The sequence below is a fragment of the Nostoc sp. T09 genome (assembly GCF_002154695.1).
GTDB lineage: Bacteria > Cyanobacteriota > Cyanobacteriia > Cyanobacteriales > Nostocaceae > Aulosira.
Genome location: NZ_MTAV01000223.1, coordinates 1 through 21,194, shown reverse-complemented (window position 1 = coordinate 21,194; position 21,194 = coordinate 1). Strand labels below are relative to the sequence as shown.

The 21,194-nt window shown below is 41.9% G+C and carries 22 protein-coding genes and 1 tRNA gene; 11 read left to right on the top strand and 12 right to left on the bottom strand.

Features of this window, described 5'->3' with window-relative positions; translation table 11 throughout:
• The first annotated feature begins 253 nt into the window (after window positions 1-253).
• Together BV372_RS33030 and BV372_RS33025 are read left to right on the top strand one after the other, a co-directional pair.
• The gene (locus tag BV372_RS33030) at window positions 254-1,132 is read left to right on the top strand and encodes a methylated-DNA--[protein]-cysteine S-methyltransferase (protein ID WP_086691487.1); all 879 of its coding nucleotides are present in this window, start codon (window positions 254-256) and stop codon (window positions 1,130-1,132) included.
• A 51-nt stretch (window positions 1,133-1,183) separates the two neighbouring features.
• Window positions 1,184-3,508 (top strand): ATP-binding protein, encoded by a 2,325-nt coding sequence (locus BV372_RS33025; RefSeq protein ID WP_306299027.1) that lies wholly within the window; start codon window positions 1,184-1,186, stop codon window positions 3,506-3,508.
• Between the two features lie 153 nt (window positions 3,509-3,661).
• On the opposite strand, the gene BV372_RS33020 is transcribed toward BV372_RS33025, so the two are convergent.
• Both BV372_RS33020 and BV372_RS33015 read right to left on the bottom strand, forming a co-directional pair.
• The gene (locus tag BV372_RS33020; RefSeq protein ID WP_086691484.1) at window positions 3,662-5,200 is read right to left on the bottom strand and encodes an NAD(P)/FAD-dependent oxidoreductase; all 1,539 of its coding nucleotides are present in this window, start codon (window positions 5,198-5,200) and stop codon (window positions 3,662-3,664) included.
• 94 nt (window positions 5,201-5,294) lie between these two features.
• Window positions 5,295-5,903: an SH3 domain-containing protein gene (locus BV372_RS33015; protein WP_086691482.1), complete on the bottom strand. Its 609-nt coding sequence runs from the start codon at window positions 5,901-5,903 to the stop codon at window positions 5,295-5,297.
• Between the two features lie 645 nt (window positions 5,904-6,548).
• On the opposite strand from BV372_RS33015, the gene rbsK reads away from it, so the two are divergent.
• Window positions 6,549-7,475 carry a ribokinase gene (gene rbsK, locus BV372_RS33010; RefSeq protein ID WP_086691480.1) on the top strand — a complete coding sequence of 309 codons (927 nt, stop codon included), beginning with the start codon at window positions 6,549-6,551 and terminating at the stop codon, window positions 7,473-7,475.
• The gene (locus BV372_RS36890) at window positions 7,472-7,699 is read left to right on the top strand and encodes a hypothetical protein (protein ID WP_179198318.1); all 228 of its coding nucleotides are present in this window, start codon (window positions 7,472-7,474) and stop codon (window positions 7,697-7,699) included. The genes rbsK and BV372_RS36890 overlap by 4 nt, the downstream gene beginning before the upstream one ends.
• A gap of 64 nt (window positions 7,700-7,763) precedes the next feature.
• On the opposite strand, the gene BV372_RS33005 is transcribed toward BV372_RS36890, so the two are convergent.
• On the bottom strand, window positions 7,764-8,195 hold the full coding sequence (locus BV372_RS33005; protein WP_086691478.1) for a nucleoside deaminase: 432 nt from the start codon (window positions 8,193-8,195) through the stop codon (window positions 7,764-7,766).
• A 17-nt stretch (window positions 8,196-8,212) separates the two neighbouring features.
• On the opposite strand from BV372_RS33005, the gene BV372_RS33000 reads away from it, so the two are divergent.
• Window positions 8,213-9,136 (top strand): nucleoside hydrolase, encoded by a 924-nt coding sequence (locus BV372_RS33000; protein WP_086691476.1) that lies wholly within the window; start codon window positions 8,213-8,215, stop codon window positions 9,134-9,136.
• Between the two features lie 251 nt (window positions 9,137-9,387).
• Window positions 9,388-10,071, top strand: coding sequence for an SDR family oxidoreductase (locus tag BV372_RS32995; protein WP_086691474.1), 684 nt, complete (start codon window positions 9,388-9,390; stop codon window positions 10,069-10,071).
• Between the two features lie 40 nt (window positions 10,072-10,111).
• On the opposite strand, the gene BV372_RS32990 is transcribed toward BV372_RS32995, so the two are convergent.
• Window positions 10,112-10,810 (bottom strand): hypothetical protein, encoded by a 699-nt coding sequence (locus BV372_RS32990; protein WP_086691472.1) that lies wholly within the window; start codon window positions 10,808-10,810, stop codon window positions 10,112-10,114.
• A 142-nt stretch (window positions 10,811-10,952) separates the two neighbouring features.
• Between BV372_RS32990 and BV372_RS35695 the strand changes: the two genes are divergently transcribed.
• The 3 genes from BV372_RS35695 (at window position 10,953) to BV372_RS32980 (ending at window position 13,700) form a co-directional block, all read left to right on the top strand.
• A complete protein-coding gene (locus tag BV372_RS35695; protein ID WP_143845446.1) occupies window positions 10,953-11,144 on the top strand; it encodes a hypothetical protein in 192 nt (63 codons plus the stop codon).
• Between the two features lie 251 nt (window positions 11,145-11,395).
• Entirely contained in the window at window positions 11,396-12,859 is a 1,464-nt protein-coding gene (locus BV372_RS32985; protein WP_086691470.1) for a S8 family peptidase, read from the top strand.
• Between the two features lie 160 nt (window positions 12,860-13,019).
• Complete coding sequence (locus BV372_RS32980) at window positions 13,020-13,700, top strand: DUF938 domain-containing protein (RefSeq protein WP_086691468.1); 681 nt, start codon at window positions 13,020-13,022, stop codon at window positions 13,698-13,700.
• Between the two features lie 41 nt (window positions 13,701-13,741).
• Here BV372_RS32980 and BV372_RS32975 read toward each other — a convergent pair whose 3' ends face one another.
• The 6 genes from BV372_RS32975 to BV372_RS32945 all read right to left on the bottom strand — a co-directional run bounded on the left by BV372_RS32975 (window position 13,742) and on the right by BV372_RS32945 (window position 16,576).
• Window positions 13,742-14,323, bottom strand: coding sequence for a Uma2 family endonuclease (locus BV372_RS32975; protein WP_086691466.1), 582 nt, complete (start codon window positions 14,321-14,323; stop codon window positions 13,742-13,744).
• Between the two features lie 117 nt (window positions 14,324-14,440).
• On the bottom strand, window positions 14,441-14,593 hold the full coding sequence (locus BV372_RS38075) for a type II toxin-antitoxin system RelE/ParE family toxin (protein WP_256973597.1): 153 nt from the start codon (window positions 14,591-14,593) through the stop codon (window positions 14,441-14,443).
• Between the two features lie 110 nt (window positions 14,594-14,703).
• On the bottom strand, window positions 14,704-14,913 hold the full coding sequence (locus BV372_RS32965) for a hypothetical protein (protein WP_086691464.1): 210 nt from the start codon (window positions 14,911-14,913) through the stop codon (window positions 14,704-14,706).
• Window positions 14,914-15,041: 128 nt separating this feature from the next.
• Window positions 15,042-15,941 carry a restriction endonuclease subunit S gene (locus BV372_RS36885; protein WP_218776800.1) on the bottom strand — a complete coding sequence of 300 codons (900 nt, stop codon included), beginning with the start codon at window positions 15,939-15,941 and terminating at the stop codon, window positions 15,042-15,044.
• A gap of 40 nt (window positions 15,942-15,981) precedes the next feature.
• Window positions 15,982-16,131 carry a hypothetical protein gene (locus tag BV372_RS32950; protein WP_218776799.1) on the bottom strand — a complete coding sequence of 50 codons (150 nt, stop codon included), beginning with the start codon at window positions 16,129-16,131 and terminating at the stop codon, window positions 15,982-15,984.
• Window positions 16,132-16,503: 372 nt separating this feature from the next.
• Window positions 16,504-16,576: transfer RNA gene (locus BV372_RS32945), tRNA-Ala, on the bottom strand.
• 71 nt (window positions 16,577-16,647) lie between these two features.
• Here BV372_RS32945 and BV372_RS32940 point away from each other — a divergent pair.
• Entirely contained in the window at window positions 16,648-17,553 is a 906-nt protein-coding gene (locus tag BV372_RS32940; protein ID WP_086691462.1) for a rhodanese-related sulfurtransferase, read from the top strand.
• A 95-nt stretch (window positions 17,554-17,648) separates the two neighbouring features.
• Here BV372_RS32940 and BV372_RS32935 read toward each other — a convergent pair whose 3' ends face one another.
• Window positions 17,649-18,122: a TspO/MBR family protein gene (locus tag BV372_RS32935; protein WP_086691460.1), complete on the bottom strand. Its 474-nt coding sequence runs from the start codon at window positions 18,120-18,122 to the stop codon at window positions 17,649-17,651.
• A 299-nt stretch (window positions 18,123-18,421) separates the two neighbouring features.
• Complete coding sequence (locus BV372_RS32930) at window positions 18,422-20,044, bottom strand: ATP-dependent DNA helicase RecQ (RefSeq protein ID WP_086691458.1); 1,623 nt, start codon at window positions 20,042-20,044, stop codon at window positions 18,422-18,424.
• Between the two features lie 159 nt (window positions 20,045-20,203).
• Between BV372_RS32930 and BV372_RS32925 the strand changes: the two genes are divergently transcribed.
• Window positions 20,204-20,773 carry a DUF3611 family protein gene (locus BV372_RS32925; protein ID WP_086691489.1) on the top strand — a complete coding sequence of 190 codons (570 nt, stop codon included), beginning with the start codon at window positions 20,204-20,206 and terminating at the stop codon, window positions 20,771-20,773.
• The last annotated feature ends 421 nt before the right edge of the window (window positions 20,774-21,194 follow it).

Sequence of the window (21,194 nt, the reverse complement as noted above, 5' to 3'; positions counted from 1 at the left end):
TGTTTCTTGTGAGCGCAGCTCATGGAGTCTCTTGCAAAAATATATTTTTGCAAGAGGGGGAAAGGGAAAAGGTTAAAGGAAAAGGGTTTTGAGTTCCTTTCCCCTTTTCCCCTTTCCCTTTTACCGAATTCTGCAAGAAGTCTAATATATTAGGCTCACTTTATACATCGCAAGAAACGGGTGGTTTTTGATTTACACCGTCTGTAAAGTGAAAAAGTGCAAGAACTCCCTTGACTCAGACTACGTGATACCGATGAATAGTGTAAATGTCGATGACACCAAAGAATATAGCCGAATGGCTCAGGCGATCGCATTCATGCGGAAAAATCACCTCAACCAACCAGATTTGGCAACTGTGGCACAGCAGATAGGGCTGAGTGAGTATCATTTCCAACGCTTATTTACTCAATGGGCGGGTATTAGCCCCAAAAGATTCTTGCAATATCTCACTGTTGAATATGCCAAGTCAAAAATTACCCAAACTAAAAGTCTTTTAGACCTAACTCTAGATGTGGGATTGTCAAGTCCAGGGCGATTACACGATTTGTTTGTGAACTTAGAAGCGATGTCTCCTGGTGAATTCAAAACAGGAGGAGCAGGTTTGGAAATTCGTTATGGCATTCATGACACCTCATTTGGTAAATCGCTACTCGCTACAACATCTCGTGGTATTTGTAACTTGTATTTCTTAGACACCTCAAATGAGCAGAATGCCGAGCAAATATTGCGTCGCTCGTGGAAAAGTGCAGAAATTATCCACGATCAACAAACTACCCAACCCTTGCACGATCTGATTTTTAATCCTAATGCCTTGAATGTTTGCAAGCCATTAACGCTGCTAATCAAGGGTACCAATTTTCAGATTCAAGTTTGGAAAGCACTGTTGCAAGTGCCGTTTGGAGGTATGACAACTTATCAAAATATTGCTGAATTGATTGGTCGCCCAACTGCTGCTAGAGCCGTAGGTAATGCTGTGGGTAACAATCCCATCGCCTATCTTATTCCATGCCATCGTGTGATTCGGGAATCTGGAGAACTAGGCGGTTATCATTGGGGCTTGGAGCGTAAAGCAGTGATGTTGGGCTGGGAAGCCAGTCGTACAATCTCAAATCTGAACGAGTACTCTGGCTAAGATGCGATCGCGGTTTTATGGAACGATTTGGGAAATATAGAGCTAGCCTTTGTGGCGATACTATGCCAGACACTTGCTCAAACAATGTCCTTAAAGCCTGTTAAGCAGCACTATCTCCAGTCAACTAATCGGGTAACACTCCGCTTGATTCTCATTGTTCCCTTTGTGCTACAAATTTTTGCAGCTGTGGGATTAGTTGGATATCTCTCATTCAAAAATGGTCAGAAAGCAGTCAACGATCTCGCCGAACAGTTGATTGACAAAGCCAGCCAGCAGGTTGATAACCGCTTGGATATGTATCTGGCGTTGCCAATGCAATTAACTCAGATGAATGTTGATGCGATCGCCAACAAAGAACTGAATCTCAAAGATCCAATTACCAGTGGGCATTATTTTTGGAGACAAGCCAAAGCTTTTAAGAATCTCACCTATGTTGGCTATACCTTAACCGATGGTAGAGAAGCAGGAGCAGGACGTTGGGTTAAAGGAGTTGATTTGCTGCTTTACGAAAATTTAGGAAAAGGTAAAGCTTCAGACTACGTTGTAGATGATGAAGGCAACCGCACTAAACTTTTACAAAGCTATGACTACAATCCGTTGACTGAGGCTTGGTACAAAGAGACAGTCACAGCAGGCAAGCTCGTCTGGAATAAAATCAAGGCAGTTCAGATTGGTAATGTGGCTGTCACTGAGGCTGGAAAAGCTTTGAAACAACAGGATAATGCCTTGGATGGTGGAATTGAATATTACGTTGCGGTTTCTGCTGCGACTCCATTCTACGACAAGAACCGTAAGTTACTGGGCGTTACCAATATCGATCTGACACTGACTACTATTAGTGATTTTCTCCGCCACCTAAAAGTTAGTCCCTCTGGGCAAGTTTTTATTATCGAACGCGATGGCAAATTAGTGGGCAGTTCTGGTAATTATCCCATCTTGCACAAGATGAACGATCAACTCGAACGCTATAGTGCCCTCAACAATCCTGATGAACTTATTCGGACTGTGGTACAGGGTTTACAAAAGCAATTTCATACCCTGCAAGTAATCCAGAACGAGCAAGAATTTGACATCTCCTTCAACGGACAACGACAATTTGTTCAGGTTAAGCCGTGGCGAGACAAGTACGGTTTAGATTGGCTTGTGGTTGTGGCTGTACCCGAATCTGATTTCATGAACCAAATCAATGCCAACACGCACACAACCATTTTGCTGTGTTTCGGGGCATTAGTTATAGCAACGATGTTGGGGATTTATACCTCGCAGTGGATTACCCAACCGATTTTGCGGTTGAGCCAAGCAGCTGAGGCGATCGCAGATGGACAACTCAATCAAAGTGTTACACCATCAACGGTTAGGGAATTGGGTATCCTGGCTCGTGCATTCAACTACATGGCGCAGCAATTGCAAGAATCATTTACGGCTTTGGCACAAACCAATGAACATTTAGAACAACGAGTAGAAGAACGCACGGCTGAATTAAAAAACACTCTTCAGGAACTGCAACAGACTCAAGCGCGGATGATTCAAACTGAAAAAATGTCCAGCTTGGGGCAAATGGTTGCGGGAGTTGCCCATGAAATTAACAATCCAGTCAACTTTATTCATGGCAACATCAATTTTGTGGATGAATATACTCACAGCCTTCTGGAATTAGTGCAGCTATATCAGAATGAATATCCCCATCCCACATCAGCGATTGAAGAGAAAATTGCCGATGTTGATTTAGAGTTTCTCAGCAAAGATTTGCTAAATTTACTCAGCTCAATGAAAGTTGGGACTCAACGCATTCAAGAAATTGTCAAATCGTTGCGGAATTTCTCTCGATTGGACGAAGCCGAAATTAAGGAGGTTGATGTCCATGAAGGAATTGAGAGTACGTTGCTAATTTTGCAACATCGCCTGAGAGCTACACCAGACTCTTCCGCGATCGCAATAATTCGAGACTACGGTAACTTGCCTGTAGTACAGTGTTATCCCGGACAACTCAACCAAGTCTTAATGAATATTTTGGCAAACGCCATTGATGCAATCCATGAGATGAAGGATCGTTACGGTCAAATTACCATCTGCACCTCAGCGAGCGATTTGCGATGGATACAAATTGCGATCGCTGATAATGGATTAGGTATGACAGAAAATGTTCGCCAACGTATTTTTGACCCCTTCTTTACAACGAAACCTGTGGGAAAGGGAACAGGTATGGGCATGTCGATCAGCTATCAAATCATCACCCAAAAACATGGCGGCAAATTAGAATGTATTTCCACTCCAGGGGAGGGAACAGAGTTTTTGATCCAAATTCCTATCCAACAGCAAGTAAGCTGCGTTGAAAATAGACGGGGGGACGCGGTGAAGGGGAGACACGGAGATTGATGTGTCGTCATATTTTAGTAGAAATGGTGCTACCTAAAATATCCCAAAATAAAAATCCCTCAGTGGAGCGCTGAGGGATTTTCCAGGAACGCGAATCGAGAACAATATACAATACAATTGTACTATACTCTGATAAGTTTGTACCAAAAAAAATTAAAGGCAACCAATATCTTGAAGCATGGCTGAATGCTGCTGCACAGAAGCCAAGGTATTTGCAGCTATCATCCCACTAGCGGCGACTGCTGGTAAACCGATACCAGGAAATGTCGAATCGCCACAACACATAAATCCTGGTAAGGGTGTGCTAGGGCCGGGAAACATTCCCACTCCTGCTTTAATCGCTGGGCCATAAGAACCGCGATCACGCCGCAAAAAGCGTTCATGGGTAAGCGGTGTACCCACAAGAGTAACTTCGCAACGCAAGCGAATATCGGGAATGATGCGCTCTAAAGCTTGCCACATCACTTCTGCACGTAAGCGCTTTTGTTGCGCATACTCTGGGCTTTTCCTATCCATTCCCTGCCAAAGAGCATACGGCTCATTACCAGGAGTGTAGGCATGAATTACGTGTTTACCTGGCGGTGCTAGTGATGGGTCGAGAATTGAAGGAATTGATATTAGTACAACATTCTGAGGTGCGGTTACGCCCTGTTCCCAGTTGTTGACAACTATATAGTGACACGCCAGGTTAGGCTGTAAGCCTTGAGCATCAATGCCTAAATGCAGATGCATGAAACTATCACACTCAGGTGTAGCCTGTCTCTGATTACGGAATTTTTCTGGCACTGCCTTGTCTGGTAGCAACTTCAGTGTATCCCAAACCGAAGTACCAGAAATTACTGCTTGCTGCGTCCGGATTTCTTTACCGTCACGCAGACGCACACCTACCGCTCTACCTCCTTCTAGCAAGACTTGTTCAACATGAGCGCCAAGCATCAACTTACCGCCGTGTCTCTCCAGCCCTTTAACTAGAGCGTCAACTAAAGCACCACTCCCACCAATTGGATAGTCAAGTTGCACTCCTGGCCGATACCAGTCAGCAAACATAAAAGCTACCTCTGCCGCACTCGTACCATCTGCGGCTAGTCCGGAGAGTAGAAAAGAAAGCAAATTCAGCCAATTTTGAATAAAGGGATCTTTGACAACACCATCCATAATTTTGCTGAAAGGGCCAGTCAGCTTCAGCACATTTCCCGTATGTCTTGCTAAAGATGGGGCAAATCGGCCCATAGTTTTCACTGCACCCCAATCAAAGCGTAATGCTGCTGATGGTATGGCAGTTGCAGCACTAGCCAAGGGTTCCATGACGCGCTGAAGTTGTCGCCATTCCCTGACAGCATCTTCACCGCGCAGTCGCATCAGCACTTCACAAAACTGTTCAGCACCGACTGTTGTATCAAAATCGGCTTCTGGTAAGCAGCATCCCCAGGTATCGTAGGTAACACAAGGTAGCTCAGAGCCAATTGCGTCTAGTACTTGTCGCAGCGGGTTAGCAGAGGGACTGTAAGATAATCCAGAGTAAAGGGATGGGCCTGAATCAAATTTGAATCCATTGCGCTCAAAAGCGTGGGCTGCACCACCAGGGATGGAATGGCTTTCACAAACTATGACATCAAAGCCATATCGTGCTAACAGCGCAGCACAACTTAAACCGCCAACACCGCTACCAATTACGACTACATCTGTCTTCAAGAAATTTTGTCTCCCCAAACGGCTGCACCAAATTTGAATTTTATACTTTTATCAATAGGCGATCGCCAATGGGGAATACAACCGCCTGATTTGCTCACTGTGTTCTCGGGCAATAAGCAAGATACCTTGACTGTGCATAGCCCATCACAGGAGTTGAAATTGGTACCCAACCATTTTTTCCCCGTGCAATTACGACATTTTGGCCATTAGGAACTACTCCTACTCTGGCTGAATTATTAGAAGGAGCTGTTCGCACCACCAACCCACCATCAACAGCAACCTTGCGACAAAAGTTTAGCTCAGGAGGTGTTGCTACTTGTCCTGCTTGGCATGAGGCCAGAAAATTAGTATGTAATATGTAGCCCTTGACCGGAGATGAAACTGGAACCCAGCCATTTTTCCCGCGATCGCGAATTGTAACGTTTGTTCCATAGTCTAAAAGAGCAGCTACGGGACCATCAACTGTTGGCTTTTGCATCACAAAAAGACCATTCCTTGCCATTACTCGACGACAGCTGCTTGAATACTGTGCTAATAGATATCCCCCTCGGTTATTTTGTAATACCCTTTTTGAGGAAGAAGGCTGGATACCTTGAATGTTAACTGTATCCAAGGCAAAAGTAGGAGTTGTAAAAATCGTTGCAGCTAAGACCAAGAAAGTAGTTAAACTTGAGTATTTTTGATTAAAAAAGTTGCTTTTCATCCTGACTCCTCTAGTTTTTTTAATTAATGTTCAGCTTGTGCTATGGCTAGTAGATAAAAAAACTGACAAATTTTTATTTAATAAATAATTAGCTGTTTGATATAGCGTTTATCAGTCTGCTAAGCTACGAATTTATCTGTATCCATCAGTGTTTAATTATTTCTTCTTGTACCTCTCTAGGTTGTGAAACGCTTATACATTTTTTTGCACTTTACAGCAATTTATGTAGGGTGGGCATCGCCCACCAAAACCCCGAAGGAGTGGGCAGTGCCCAACGCCACTTGCTACCTATATTTCAGAAATCAAGTAAGAATCCTATATCTGTAGACTAATTATTGGACAATAGTGATATATCAGCCTTTTATATTGGTATTAATTAACTGATTGGAAGTAATTTAAATAAATTTAACTCTACAAACATCTTGTTAAAGAGTGAATAACTATTCATCCTAATGACATAGATAAGAAGAAATAAGAATTTTTACGCTTATTTATAATAGAATTCTGACAAAGTAAAATTTCCAACATAAACATCAAGATTATTTCTAAGAAAGGTCGCTAAAAGTAGAACAAAGCTTCTTGATTATTTGAGTAAGTGCGATGCCTCCTGTAGCATGAGGCTAAGTAACTTTTAAAATCAGCATCATGAGTATTATTGTTTTTGGCAGCATCAATATAGATTTAGTAGCGACAGTACCCCGATTGCCAATTTCTGGAGAAACACTATTAGGGCATGAGTTTTTTCAAGTTCCAGGCGGAAAAGGCGCAAATCAAGCGGTAGCACTGTCAAAGTTGGAAATTTCCACTCAAATGGTGGGGCGTATAGGTGCAGATAGTTTTGGAACAGAATTGATTAACAATTTGCAAAATTCTGGCGTCCAGACTAACAATATTCTTGTAGATGAGACTGTCAGTTCTGGAGTTGCAATTATCGCTGTAGATGACAAAGGTGAAAATCAAATTATTGTCATTCCTGGTGCTAATGGGCGTGTTAATCAAGAAGATGTAGCGCGATTGTCCCATTTATTACCAGGAAGTTCCGCACTACTATTACAATTGGAAATTCCAATTTCTGCTGTGTTAGCTGCTGCTAAAGTGGCACACCAAGCAGGAGTGAAAGTTATTCTCGACCCTGCACCCGCACAATCTCATGTGCCAGATGAACTTTATCCGTTGGTAGATATCATTACACCAAATGAAATTGAAGCAGGGCAATTAGTAGGGTTTCCGGTAAACGCAGAAGAGTCGGCAAAAAAAGCCGCAGCGGTTTTATTGCAAAGGGGTGTGAAATGTGCGATCGTCAAACTCGGTGCTAAGGGCGTTTTCTGTGCCACTACTGAGGAAAATTTTTTTGTACCAGCGTTTCCAATTCAGGTTGTTGATACGGTTGCTGCTGGTGATGCTTTTAATGGCGGTTTAGCAGCAGCACTTTATGAAGGAGTTTCTTTACATCAGGCGGTTGTTTGGGGTGCAGCTGCGGGTGCTTTAGCAGCAACAAAACCAGGTGCCCAAACTTCTTTGCCTGATAGGTTAACGTTTGATGCGTTTTTGAAGGAGAAGGGTGTTTCTTGAACCGCAGAGGACGCAGAGAACGCAGAGAGGGGATGAGGGGTACAGGGGAGAAAATGTCACCCGATACAATCGCATTACATCGCGATACATTAACATTGTTACCCGATACAATCGCATTGCATCCGGATACATTAACATTGTCACCCGATACAATCGCATTGCATCGCGATGCATTAACATTGTCATCCGATACAATCGCATTGCATCCGGATGCATTCACATAGCACGCTAATATTTCCAGGCAAAGGAGATGAGGGAGACAAATAATTAATGCCCAATGCCCCATGCCTACTTCCCAATATCCTCATTCCACAGTTCGGGGCTAGTTTCAATAAACTCACTCATCATTTGTTCGCATTCATCAAGGCTGAGATCAATTACTTCTACGCCGTGAGATATCATAAATTCTTTAGCACCAGGAAAAGTTCTGGACTCTCCGGCGATAACTTTTTTAATACCAAATTGCACAACTGCGCCAGCGCACAAATAGCATGGCATTAATGTTGAATAGAGTGTTGTACCTCTGTAGTTGCCAACTCTCCCCGCATTGCGGAGACAATCAATTTCGGCGTGAGTAACAGGATCGCCATCTTGTACACGTTTGTTGTGTCCTCTGCCGAGAATTTTGCCATCCTTGACAAGTACCGAACCAATGGGAATTCCACCTTCTTGTCTGCCTTGTTTTGCTTCTTGAATTGCAGCTTGCATAAATTCATCCATTATTTAATTCTCCTTGTATGTCAAAACAACTTGTATTAATGGATCACGATGGTGGTGTAGATGATTATCTAGCAACTATGCTGTTGTTGACGATGGATCATGTGGAACTGCTTGGTGTTGTTGTCACTCCGGCTGATTGCTATGTGCAACCAGCTGTTAGCGCTACACGTAAAATCTTAGATTTGATGGGATTTTCTCATATCCCGGTAGCAGAAAGCACAGTGCGCGGTATCAATCCTTTCCCCTATCTCTATCGTCGTGATTCCTTTGTCGTGGATCATTTACCAATTCTTAATCAAAGCGAAACTATTAATACGCAGTTGCTTAGTGAATCAGGTCAAGATTTTATGGTCAGGGTTTTACGTGAAGCGCCTGCACCAGTAACTCTGATGGTAACTGGGCCTTTGACGACAGTAGCGGTGGCTTTAGATAAAGCACCAGACATTGAAGCGAAAATTCAAAAGATTGTCTGGATGGGGGGTGCGTTAAATGTCCCTGGTAATGTGGAAAAGAATTGGGAACCAGGACAAGACGGATCTGCGGAATGGAATGTGTATTGGGACCCAATTTCAGCAGCGCGGGTGTGGGAAAGCCAAATTGAAATTATTATGTGTCCTTTGGATTTAACTAATAATGTACCTGTGACATCAGAGTTAGTGCAAAAAATGGGACAACAACGCAATTATCCGATCTCTGATTTGGCAGGGCAATGTTATGCGTTAGTTATTCCCCAAGATTATTATTTTTGGGATGTGTTAGCGACGGCTTATCTTGGACACCCAGAATTTTATCAACTGCGAGAGTGGGAAACAGAAATTATTACTAATGGGCCTAGTCAGGGGCGTACTAAAGTAGTGTCTGGAGGTCGGAAAATTTTGGCAATGGATAAGGTAGATAAAGAAGCTTTTTACGCTTATATTTTGCAGCAGTGGGCACGCTGAATTGTAGAGATGCCAGCAAGGAAACGGGATTAAGATTGGCGATCGCACATTAGATTGTAGTGGAAGCTCATAAACGCACGATTGAAGTAGATGCCATTCTGCAAGATAAGACAGAATTTATAATCACGCTGCCGATTAAGGCGTAATATAAATTGCGGTTTGTTGTATTGCTTGTGCTTTGGAGTCCGCTTTTGGGGAAGCAGTTTTTCAAAAAATGTAGGTAATAAAGTATTTGATCAGAACAGAAAAACATGGCAAAGCTGATTTTAATTACAGGTATAAGTCGAGGTCTAGGTTACGCTATGACCGAGGGTTTTATTCGTGAGGGACATACTGTCCTCGGTTGTGCTCGTTCACAAGCAGTCATTGAGGAACTACACCAAAAGTTTGCTACACCTAATGATTTCGCGGCTGTAGATGTAACGAGTGAGCAGCAAGTAGAAAATTGGGCAAAACATCTACTTCACGAATATGAACCACCAGACATACTGATTAACAACGCTGCAATTATTAATTATCCAGCGCCTTTGTGGGAGGTTCCCGCCAAAGAGTTTTCCCACTTAATTGATATCAATATTAAAGGAGTAGTTAATATAATTCGCCATTTCGTCCCAGCAATGATAGAAAAAAATCAGGGCATTATTGTTAACTTTAGTTCTGGCTGGGGACGCTCTACTTCGCCTCAAGTTGCGCCATACTGTGCTTCTAAATGGGCAATTGAAGGGCTAACTCGTTCCTTAGCTCAAGAATTACCTAATGGTATGGCTGCTATTCCTCTCAATCCGGGAATCATTCATACTGATATGTTAGAAATTAGTTTTGGAGAAGAAGCTGCTAGTTACACACCCATTTCTGAGTGGGTCTTGAAAGCCGTTCCTTATATTCTCAAGTTGAAACCAACAGATAATGGAATTCCTCTCACTGTTCCTATATAGTAAGTCGATTTAATTTATGGGCTAACTCATAGATGTTAATTTATGCTCTAGCTTTAAACAAATCAAAAACCTCAATTCCTTCTTGCATAAATAATTGAATTTCTTCAGGTTGAAGGCGAAGATTTTCACGGTAATAAATAAAGCCTGTATCCGCTACTTCGATAGATGGTGTTGTTTTTATGGGTGGGTAGAAACCTATTTTTGTTTCGCAGAAAGTAAGTATCTTGTCGGTAAATGCTAAACGAATGGCATCCTCATTACTTCCGCGTAACAAATATTGTTCAGAAAATCTGGGATAAGCTTTAAACTTTATATCTTGAGAACCTAAAAAATTACCAAGTTGAGCCATAATGCCCCTTGGCTTGAGTGAAAAGTTAGGAAGTCGTATATTAGAATCTAAAAACAAAGCAACTGTTTGCCAATAATCATCTCTACCTTTACCAACTAATGCCGAATATTTATAATCAAAAATGTATAATCCTGCATCAACTAAGTTTAAAAATAATATATTTTTAACTAAACTGTTCGTCCCTGCATTTAATAATTTAAATTTATGTAATTTCAGTTTGATATTATTAGGATCTTCCTCTACAAAAGTTGCTCTTATTTGAGTAGCCATAGCTTTAAATTTATTACTTCGTTTATTTTCTTGTTGATTTCTCCAAAATAAATAAGCAATATTTATAGCAAACACAATAATAAATAACAGTGCAACGAGAAACGCTACTGGAAAATCCATGTTGATTAGCACTATTTTTGTGCGCAATGAGAATATTTCAACTTTAACTTAAGCGCCAACTTCTTCAAGAAGTCAGGGATATAAATCTAGCTTATTTTAGCCTTATGATACAAAGTTTTTTGCTTTGCTTCGTGCAAGAGCGATGTCTCCGACGGGCTACGCCTACGCACCCGATAAGCTATGGCAAGACAGTTCATGTCTATACGCTTATCCTTCGGGCTTGCATGGGCGTGAAAACCCCTATAACATCGCTACCTTACAGGTTCGTCAGTTTCTTTATTCCGGGAAACCCGTCCACCGGACTGGCTCCCCTACACTTAAGCCGAAAGAGTAAGTCATTTTTTCAAAAATAAAACCGTATGACTATAAAAACAAAACAATTGTAAGGTTCAACTGGATGACTAATTTTTTCTAGAAACACAATTTTATTTAGCTTATTTGTAATTAAAATATCTTTTTGCTGCTTAATTTCATAGTAATTATTGGCAATGATGGCTATTGAGTAATCAAAACCTTTTTGTCTCAGAGGTTTTAAAAATTCTGGCTATCAATAAAAAGATTGCTATCTTTGAGGAGAAATTACTTATGCCCCTTGATTACACTAATAAAAAATCGTTCGCTGATAACGGGCTAAATGTCACTCCTGTCTCCTCAGTAGATACTTTAAACACTAAAGATGACTACAGTTTAAACACCAGTGTTCGTAGTAGCTCTGATCCTGCTATCAATGCTTTTAAAGCAAAAAATAGTAGAGATACATTTAGCGCACTGAGTTATGACTCTAGTACTGGTTATGGTAAGGTAAATGCAGCAGCCGCAGTTGCTAAAGCTATTGGTCAAAATACCTTTGCCGATGTTCCCGATGTAGGTGGAAATAATTGGGGTGTTGACTCTGTGAAAGCGCCGGAAGTCTGGGCAAGGGGATATACTGGTCAGGATGTTGTTGTCGCTGTCATTGATACTGGGGTTGACTACAACCATGCAGATTTAAGAAATAATATCTGGACTAATACCAAAGAAATTGCTGGTAATGGTGTCGATGATGATGGCGACGGCTATATTGATGATGTTCACGGTTGGAATTTTGTGGACAACACCAATGACCCCATAGATAGGAATGGTCATGGCACCCATGTTTCTGGCACTATTGCTGGAGAAAACAATGACTTTGGTGTTACAGGTATTGCTTATAATTCTAAAATCATGCCTGTGAAAGCTCTCAACGATTCAGGCTCAGGCTCCGTTAGTTCTATTACTCAAGGCATTTACTATGCCGTGAATCAAGGAGCTAATGTGATTAATCTTAGCCTAGGTAGCGATTTTCCTAATAGTTCTCTAGCATCAGCTATTGAATATGCCAGCAAGAAAGGGGTAGTTGTCGTTATGGCAGCGGGTAATAATGGTTTACCGATACTTTCTTACCCCGCCAGCTATGCAAATCAGTGGGGATTGGCAGTTGGGGCTGTGGATCAAAACAATAACATTGCAGACTTTTCTAATCAACCAGGAATCAGTCAACTCGCCTACGTCACAGCACCAGGAGTTAACATCTACTCATCAGTGCCAGGCGATCAGTATGCTAATTATAGCGGTACATCTATGGCTGCCCCCCATGTTGCCGGGGTAGTGGCTTTGATGCTGAGTGCTAATCATAATCTGACTGATGCGCAAGTACGTCAGATTATCACACAGACCGCAGGCAATAGCGCTCCAAATCCAGATACTGGCTTTAGTACTGGCTCTGTGGTAAGCCAGTTGTTTGCAGAGATAGCAGAAAATACTACAAAATTGTCTACTTCTAGCTTTGACTCTAGTGCGATCGCAGAAAATTACACTGTAGATTTTAGCTCGAACGCTCCCTCACAACCAGAAAGCAATGACAGTTTTGGGAATGCAAACCTCTGGTCACAATTCCGTTATTATGATGGCGATCTTAATACCAACAGTTACAACAGTCTCGAAACTGACCAAGCAACTGATTTGCAAAAAACGCTCCTACAATTCCAAAAGCAGATGGATGAATTGCGTAAATGGTTTGCTACTGTTTGAATCTCAAAGATTCTAGACCAGATAAGCAGGCAAGTTAATGTATTGCCTGACTTGATCGCAACTCGAACAATCTAATATAACTTTTTTGCTAAAAGTTCTTTTTAACATTAAGTTAAAAGTGGCTGGGATAAAATTTTTCAGCCACTTTTTTAGCTGAATTATGCAAAGTTCACTTAAATGTATTCCTCAAAATATGCAAGAATACGCACCAGCAACTCAGCGCAATCGTGAACCCATTTTGGAGGTGCTTTTACAAGTACTGCCCAAAAGTGGCACTATCCTGGAAATAGCCAGCGGTACTGGTGAACATGCAATATTTTTTGCCCCGCGCCTCAGCCCCCGTAAATGGTTACCTTCTGACCCCAATCCGCAATTGCGAGCCAGCAATACCGCCTGGGCTAAACAGTTTCCCTGTGATCATCTTTATCCACCTCTTGAGCTTGATGCTCGTCAACCTATTTGGGCAGTGGAAGAAAATATATTACCTGAGTGGCTGAGTCAAGGCTTGAAAGATTCACCAATTGTTGCGATTGTCAACATTAACATGATTCACATTTCATCTTGGTCAGCCTGCTTAGGGCTAATGGCGGGTGCTGGTCGTATCCTGCCACCTGGTGGTATTCTCTATCTGTATGGCCCGTTCAAACAAGGCGGAAAACATACCGCGCCGAGTAATGCAGCTTTTGATGAGTCTTTACGAGCACAAAACCCAGAGTGGGGTGTACGTGAATTAGAAGATGTTATAGCAGCAGCCAGTACACATAACCTGAGATTTAAAGAAACTTACCAAATGCCAGCCAACAACCTTTCAGTAGTGTTTGAACGGGGACAGAAGCCATAACAAATGCTTGCTCTACTCCTGTTTTAGCCAAGCCATTCAACTCAAACAGTCGAAAAATCTATATTTTCGTAAAGTTCTGCAATTTGAATTTGAACTTCAAAGGTACTCAAAGAAAGGGTAACAGTTGGGTCGTCGTATTCTGAAAATAACCATTGATTAGCGGCTGTTTTGACATGATGCTCAACGTGTATGCGATATTGATCAATCAGCAGATATTCTTGAAAAGTGGGAATTTTACGATAGGCAACAAATTTCTCGCCCCGGTCATAGTTTTGGGTGGACTTAGACAAGACTTCAGCTATAAAGCAGGGGTTCACCACAGTATCTTTGCGTCCAGTTTGAAGTTCTAAGGGTTTAGGCAGAACCATCGCATCAGGGTAAGTATAGAGATTTGCACCGGGAATCCAGAGTCGCTGATCCAGGATAAATACACGGTAGGGCTTTCCCCGCAATGCTGCTTTCAGGATAGCCACAAGGTTGCTGGCAATATCATTATGGTCTGGGGTTCCACCCGTCATAGGGACAATTTCTCCATCGCGGTATTCGTTGCGTGTTTCTGAGGCGATTTCGAGTTCTAGATATTCATCAATTGTGTAGTGTTTTGTCTCAGGTTGAGCAATCATGTCAGTTCTATCTCCAAGGCTTCAAGTTGCTGGTTTCTCCAAGTTGTTGCTGCTGCTTAATTAGTTTCTATCGCCTGTTCTACTCCTGTTTTAGCAATTTCTAGTATTATTCATTCACTATGGAAAATATCGATATATTTCCTTGCGATGTAATACACGAACAAAGGTAATCATATCTTCGTCTTCAGCAAAGCCAATTCGATAGTCGCCAACTCGGATACGGTAGTAATTTCCATCTGCTTTAAGTTTTTTAATGTTGCTGATTTTCAAGAGACTTTCAGCAGTTTCCACTTGTTATATGACAGTTTTAATTCTCAAAAGCAAGTCTTCATCTTGAATCTTACCCAGATCCTTTCCAAAGCTTTTTCTGAACTCGACTTTCACGATTTCGGCTCCAAAAGTTGAAAGATGGAGTCGCGGCTAACTAGTTCAGTGGTTTCACCTTCTGCGATCGCACGTTCCATTGCTATGTCTTCAATAATTTCTGCCAAAAATTCAGAAACTTCCTCACGGTTATCACGAATCAATTCGACGATCGCACTTTTCAAGATTTCTTTAAGTTGTTCCGGGTTTAGGGTAATCTCAGACATTATGCCTCCATTAGATTAAGCTGAATTTGATAAATTAATGCCAACGGCTTCAAGTTGCTGGTTCATCCAAGTGGTTGCTGCGGTTTCATCAGTTTCTAGCGCCCGTTCTACTGCTGTTTTAGCAATTTCTAGCAGTTGTTTGGATTTAGTTTTAATGAAAATGATGATTTTATCTTCTCAGCAATCTTTTGCTGCTGAGGTTTTGGTAAAAGTGGAATTAACAAATTGGCTAAATCTGGTTGAGAAATACTGTAGTAAGCCACACCATGAACTCGACGTTCAACCTGTAAGTAACAGAATTTTGAATTCAAAAATAAACTCACATACTCTGGTAAAATTTCTTGTCTAGAAATTGAAGTTAAACGTACAAGCATAATTTCACTGCTTATAATCCCGTTAATTTCTAGTTCTGTAACGACTGCGGAATTACCAAAACTACCTTTACGAGTAAAAAGAATATCTCCGACTTGTAGACCCACAGGTTTATCAACATCAGCCATTGTAATGGGAATTTTTACGGCATTTTCAAAATTAATCTGTCCGTTTTTAACATCGCCAACACGAATATAAGGCGTTCCTTCTTCGGTATACTCTCGATAGTCAAAACCGTTTTGAATTGGTTCTATCAATGAACCTAAGTTTTGAGATGGAAAACCACAATCTTTAATAGCTTCTTCTGCTTGATCATATTTTGGCTGGTAATACTCAGCGTCTAAGCGACCAGAGGATAGGAACGACGCAGCAAAACTCTTGACGGCAACTGTTTCTTCGGTAGATTGCCTCAGGTGCAACACATTTGTCCGCCCATCTCCCGCAATCAGGTTTAGCGTCCGCGCTACCCGCACCACCTTTTCATCAAAGTCGATTGCAAATACCTTGTCTTCCACATACTCTTTGCACCGGGGCGGCTTATCTTCCAGCGAAAACAAATGACTCGTTGACAATCCCTCATCATTTAAAATCTGCCGCCACACATGAAAAATCGTATGCACCGGAAACCCCGATGACCCCGCAACCGTGTCGATCATATACTCATCTTCTTGGGGATTGAGCATTTGTACACACATATCAATTACGTAGCGCCAAACAAACCATATAAGGAACCTCACCGTTTTTGGTTGCTTTGAGGGTAATTGTCTGTTCTAACTGCTCAATTTCAGCGATCGTAAACTGTGACAGCTTGTAATTTGAGTCTTTGAGGATATCGGCTAATTTCATCAGGGCTTATCAAGTTGACTCTAAGGACTTTTTCGTCATAAGAGTTTAGCGTCATTGTAGTCACTGCCTGATAAATTTTTTTTTAATTCCTTAATGGCGATCGCTTGTTGAGGAGCCTTGCCTAACTGGTATCATCAAGTGAACACATCGCCCTGCTTCTATTTGATCTGTGCGATCGCATTAGCGTAAATATAACGCTGGTGTTTTCTCAACCGACCTATGAACAGGTATTCGCTAACATCAGAGAGGCTAAACCCTGACCCTTCTTGCTTTTGGTCTCTATGCAACAATTCACAAGCATAAGGCGATCATTTTGGACAAATTATGCTTGTCGTCGCAGTTAACTGTTCAGTTGGCTAAGCAGTTAGTTAATGGAGGTTAGCGGACTCGAACCGCTGACATCCTGCTTGCAAAGCAGGCGCTCTACCAACTGAGCTAAACCCCCATAAAATTAAAAAGGTAGGTAATTAAGCTACCGTCGTTATTGTAACTTAATATGGTTCCATTGCCAAAGGAATGAAGCAAAAAAATAGCCTAGTTGTTGCAACACTTTATAAATTCGTCAGTTTGCCAGATTTTGCCGAGAAACAAGAACCTTTGTTATCTTTCTGCCAACAGCAAGGGATTAAGGGCACAATTTTGTTAGCACAAGAAGGCATTAACGGGACAATTGCAGGTTCTCGCCAGGCTGTTGACTCAGTTCTGGAATTTCTGTGTTCCGATTCTCGGCTGGCTGACTTAGAACATAAAGAATCTTATACTGACACCCCACCGTTTGAACGCATGAAGGTGCGGTTGAAGTCAGAAATTGTCACTTTGGGTTTACCTGAAGTTGATCCGAATGAACAGGTTGGGACTTATGTTAGCCCCCAAGAATGGAATGAGTTAATTTCTGACCCGGAAGTAACTGTAATTGACACCCGTAACGATTACGAGGTGAATATTGGCACTTTTAAAAGGGCAGAAAATCCTCAAACTACTACATTCCGGGAGTTTCCCGAATATGTCCGCCACCAGCTTGACCCGAATAAACACAAAAAGGTAGCGCTGTTTTGTACTGGTGGTATTCGCTGTGAAAAAGCCTCATCCTTTATGCTGTCTCAAGGCTTTGCAGAAGTTTATCACTTGAAGGGCGGTATTCTGAAATATTTAGAAGAAGTTCCCGCCCAAGAAAGCTTGTGGGAAGGAGAATGTTTTGTCTTTGATGAACGAGTTGCTGTCCGTCACGGATTGGAAGAAGGCAGCTATGATATGTGTCAAGGTTGCGGTCGCCCAATTTCTGCGGAAGATAAGACTTCACCCAAGTATGAGGAAGGTATTGCTTGCCCCTACTGTTTTGATAGCCTCACCGAAGAAAAAAGAGTACGTCAGCAAGAAAAAAGGCGACAGTTTCTCTTTAAAATTAACCATCAAAATGATTAATTACAACTCTTAGAACAGAAAGCTCATTAGGGCGTTGCCAACAACAACCCGGATGGTGGGCATTGCCCACCCTACTTTTGAATTCCACGCAGCGGTCAGGCTGCTTGCGGATTAAGGTGAAGCATCTGCCAAGTAGTATAAGTACCGATAGGACTCCATAGCAAATAAGGAACTAGTAACAGCGCTGCCCAACCAGAAGTAGTTAAAACTGCAAGTGTTAATAATAGACCGATAATAAAGCCTGTGCCGCCTATAATCGTACCTATTTTCAGGCTGCGGAGTCGAAACATGACAGGCGTGTAGGCAATAGTCACAATTTCTAGAAGTACATATAAAGCCATCAGTAACCAAGTGCTACTGGTTCCTGGGTTTCTTTCCCAAACAATATAAGCTGACCAAGCACCGCAAATAAAAATTACCGTCCAGATGATGGGAATTGCTGCTTCAAAAGTTAGCCATCTGGGTCTTTGCAATCGCTCGAACCATTTGCGATCGCTTGGTGTAATAAAATTGGCCGCTAAGGCAACTACGAAAGCTACACCCCCAATTACCATCCACGATCTAATCATGCCGCCTTATCCTTTGCGATCGCTAGCAAATACTGAAATATCCAGTATTCAAGTTTAATCTTGACAATTTAGCCTGGTTCTCTCATCATCCTTGGGTTTGATTACTTGCTCGCAGTCGGAGAGATTTCCACGCTCTGTCAAGTATGCAGTTAGAAATCCTTAAATACCTACGTTCTAATCTTTATTTCCTTCTGCTATCTGACTTGTAAGTAGGGAACAGGGAACAGGGAACGGGGAACAGCTAAGAACTACTTACATGCTTGGCGATAAAATTTTTTCATGGGGACTGCCTTCTCTTACTAATCCACTTGCTTTAATAGTCCCTGTACTATTTCTACAGCAAGGGTTTTGTATCCTACTTTTTCAAACAAAACTACCATTTTATCTGCTTCATAGCGCATCACTTGCCCTTTGCCATAGTTGGTATGAATTACATAGCTATTCACAGGGAACGGTTGAAAAGTTTCTTCCTCAACAGTAATTCCCGCTTGGCAGTTGTCGCAAAAACCACATTTCTTATCTACTGGTTCGCCAAAGTAGTTTAGTAGGTACTCGCGACGACAATCGCGTACTTGAGCGTAATTTTGCATCATTTCCAGACGCGATCGCATAAATTGTTGTCGTCGCTGTTGTGCTAGGGTGGCTGCTTGGACTGAGGTCGTTTGGTTAACTTCGACTTCGCTTTTGGTTACTTCACCGGTTGGTAAAATTTCTACAGCCTCTACTTCTTGCAAGCGACTCACAGCTTTTGTAATTTTGCTTTGAGATAAGTCTGTTGCTTGTTGTAAATCTTCTAAATCGAGTGGCTCATCAGCCTGTTGCACTGCTTCGGCTACCTGCAACACTTCATCAACATCTATTTTGCCACCACTAGCAAAAAAGCGGCGGATTTGCAAATCATCAGGACAGTAAAATAGAATTGCTTGTGCTTCCTTGCCATCTCGTCCAGAACGCCCTATTTCCTGATAATAAGAATCTAAAGAATCGCTGATGTCGTAGTGAAAAACAAAGCGCACATTCGATTTATCAACACCCATACCAAAAGCACAAGTAGCAACAATTACTTCTAATTCATCTGCCATGAATGCAGCTTGTACCTGCTCTCTTTGTGCTGCTTTCATTCCTGCATGGTAATGAGCAGCTTTAATACATCTTTCCTGTAAAATTGCTGCTAGTTTCTCTGTATGCTTGCGAGTAGCTGCATAAACTATTCCAGGCTTTTTAGCAACAGTAATATGCTTGAGAAAAGCATTCAGCTTTCCACTTTCCTCGTGAAATCTTTCAACACCCAGCCAAATATTTGGGCGGTCAAAACCACGTACAAATATCTGTGGTTCGCGCATCCCCAGGCGTTCAATAATCTCATCCCGAACTACAGGAGAAGCAGTGGCGGTAAGCGCTAATACAGGAGGATGACCAAGCGCTGCAATAACTGCTCCCAGGCGTAGATAGTCAGGACGGAAATCATGTCCCCACTCACTAATACAGTGCGCTTCATCAACTACAAATAGAGAGGGTTTTGCATTTACCAAATATGCCAATACTTCTTCATTGTTAAATTGCTCTGGAGACAGAAACAGAAACTCTAGTTGTTGGTTTTCTAAATCGGTAAAAATTTCTTGACGTTGAGAATTACTCATCGTAGAGTTAATTGCAGCCGCTTTTGCTATATTCTGTTCTTTAATCGCTTGTACTTGGTCATGCTGAAGGGCCAGCAACGGAGAAATAACTATTGTGATACCAGGAATTAGTAGGGCAGCAATTTGGTAAATTGCAGATTTACCTGAACCTGTAGGCATGACAGCTAAGGTATCGTATCCTTCAAGAATTGCTTTGATAACTTCTTGCTGTCCTGGACGTAAGCAATCGTAGCCAAAAGTTTGTTGAGCAATTTGGTTAATGACTTGACGCTGTTTAGGCATAAGGAAATTAATGCCACTGTTGCGGCTTGCATTTACTATATAGTTGCGATTGTATTTCCCAGGATGTGGTAGTGATTCTGTCTGGGGGTGGGGGTATGGGGCAAGCTAGTAGACATATTCTTGATGATTAGGGGAGGAGCTAATCAGATGGAAAGTAATATGCAAACTGAATCAGAAACGCGATCGCTAGCACCAGTCATTCAAGGAATCGCTAATACTATTCGCATCACAGGCTGGATTACCTTCTGGGTACAGTTGGGACTGGCTGTAGTTTCTGGCTTGTCTTTATTGTTTGCTGCTACTGGCCGAGGTTTTAGCGATCAACCAAATGCTGGTCTTGGGGTTGGCATGTTTTGGGCTGCATGTGGAATTGTCGTATTATTATTCAGCGTTTATTGGGATTTTCGTTACACTCGCATCGGTAAGAGCTTAGGAAACCCGAATCCAGCGCTTCATCCCAGCAAAGCAGATACAGTTAAGGCAATTCGGCTAGGAATTATTGCAGCTTTAATAGGTATACTTTTAACTCTCCTCGGTGCTGGTTCAACGGTAGGAGTTTTAGTAGCAAAATCCATCTCCCAGCCTCCAGGAGTAGCTATCACCGATCCTTATAAAATTATCCGCGCGCTTGATGTGTTTGTGGCAGTGGCGAACATCAATGGAATTGCAGCTCATTTTGTAGGTGCTGTTTCTTCACTGTGGCTATTTGAGCGAGTTCATCAACATTAATATATTGCAAAAATCCGAATAGGAATAAAAGGAACCACAGATGAACACAGATGAACACCGATAAATTCATCTGTGGTTAGATATCCAAAACATTAGACCTCTTGCAAAAGTAACTTTTGCAAGAGGGGGAAAGGGAAAAGGGTTTTTATTAGCCCTTTCCCCTTTACCCCTTACCCTTCGCCCCTAATCCCCACTCCGTGGGGCCCCGAGTTCTCCACTTCTGCAAGAAGTCTATTAATTATGCAGAAGATTTAATGAGTCTTTAATACTCGTGGATGAGTGTTTGATACTCGCTAAAGAGTGTTTGATACTCGTGAATGAGTGTTTGATACTCGTGGACGAGTCTTTAATACTCACCAACGAGTCTTTGATACTCGCGAATGAGTCTTTAATACTCGTGAATGAGTCTTTAATACTCGTG

Bases quoted from the DNA above. Each gene is read 5' to 3' on its own strand.
- BV372_RS33030 (WP_086691487.1), top strand. From the start codon at position 254: ATGAATAGTGTAAATGTCGATGACACCAAAGAATATAGCCGAATGGCT.
- BV372_RS33015 (WP_086691482.1), bottom strand. From the start codon at position 5,903: ATGAAAAGCAACTTTTTTAATCAAAAATACTCAAGTTTAACTACTTTC.
- rbsK (WP_086691480.1), top strand. From the start codon at position 6,549: ATGAGTATTATTGTTTTTGGCAGCATCAATATAGATTTAGTAGCGACA.
- BV372_RS33005 (WP_086691478.1), bottom strand. From the start codon at position 8,195: ATGGATGAATTTATGCAAGCTGCAATTCAAGAAGCAAAACAAGGCAGA.
- BV372_RS33000 (WP_086691476.1), top strand. From the start codon at position 8,213: ATGTCAAAACAACTTGTATTAATGGATCACGATGGTGGTGTAGATGAT.
- BV372_RS32995 (WP_086691474.1), top strand. From the start codon at position 9,388: ATGGCAAAGCTGATTTTAATTACAGGTATAAGTCGAGGTCTAGGTTAC.
- BV372_RS32990 (WP_086691472.1), bottom strand. From the start codon at position 10,810: ATGGATTTTCCAGTAGCGTTTCTCGTTGCACTGTTATTTATTATTGTG.
- BV372_RS35695 (WP_143845446.1), top strand. From the start codon at position 10,953: ATGTCTCCGACGGGCTACGCCTACGCACCCGATAAGCTATGGCAAGAC.
- BV372_RS32985 (WP_086691470.1), top strand. From the start codon at position 11,396: ATGCCCCTTGATTACACTAATAAAAAATCGTTCGCTGATAACGGGCTA.
- BV372_RS32980 (WP_086691468.1), top strand. From the start codon at position 13,020: ATGCAAAGTTCACTTAAATGTATTCCTCAAAATATGCAAGAATACGCA.
- BV372_RS32975 (WP_086691466.1), bottom strand. From the start codon at position 14,323: ATGATTGCTCAACCTGAGACAAAACACTACACAATTGATGAATATCTA.
- BV372_RS32965 (WP_086691464.1), bottom strand. From the start codon at position 14,913: ATGTCTGAGATTACCCTAAACCCGGAACAACTTAAAGAAATCTTGAAA.
- BV372_RS36885 (WP_218776800.1), bottom strand. From the start codon at position 15,941: ATGATCGACACGGTTGCGGGGTCATCGGGGTTTCCGGTGCATACGATT.
- BV372_RS32950 (WP_218776799.1), bottom strand. From the start codon at position 16,131: ATGAAATTAGCCGATATCCTCAAAGACTCAAATTACAAGCTGTCACAG.
- BV372_RS32940 (WP_086691462.1), top strand. From the start codon at position 16,648: ATGAAGCAAAAAAATAGCCTAGTTGTTGCAACACTTTATAAATTCGTC.
- BV372_RS32935 (WP_086691460.1), bottom strand. From the start codon at position 18,122: ATGATTAGATCGTGGATGGTAATTGGGGGTGTAGCTTTCGTAGTTGCC.
- BV372_RS32930 (WP_086691458.1), bottom strand. From the start codon at position 20,044: ATGCCTAAACAGCGTCAAGTCATTAACCAAATTGCTCAACAAACTTTT.
- BV372_RS32925 (WP_086691489.1), top strand. From the start codon at position 20,204: ATGCAAACTGAATCAGAAACGCGATCGCTAGCACCAGTCATTCAAGGA.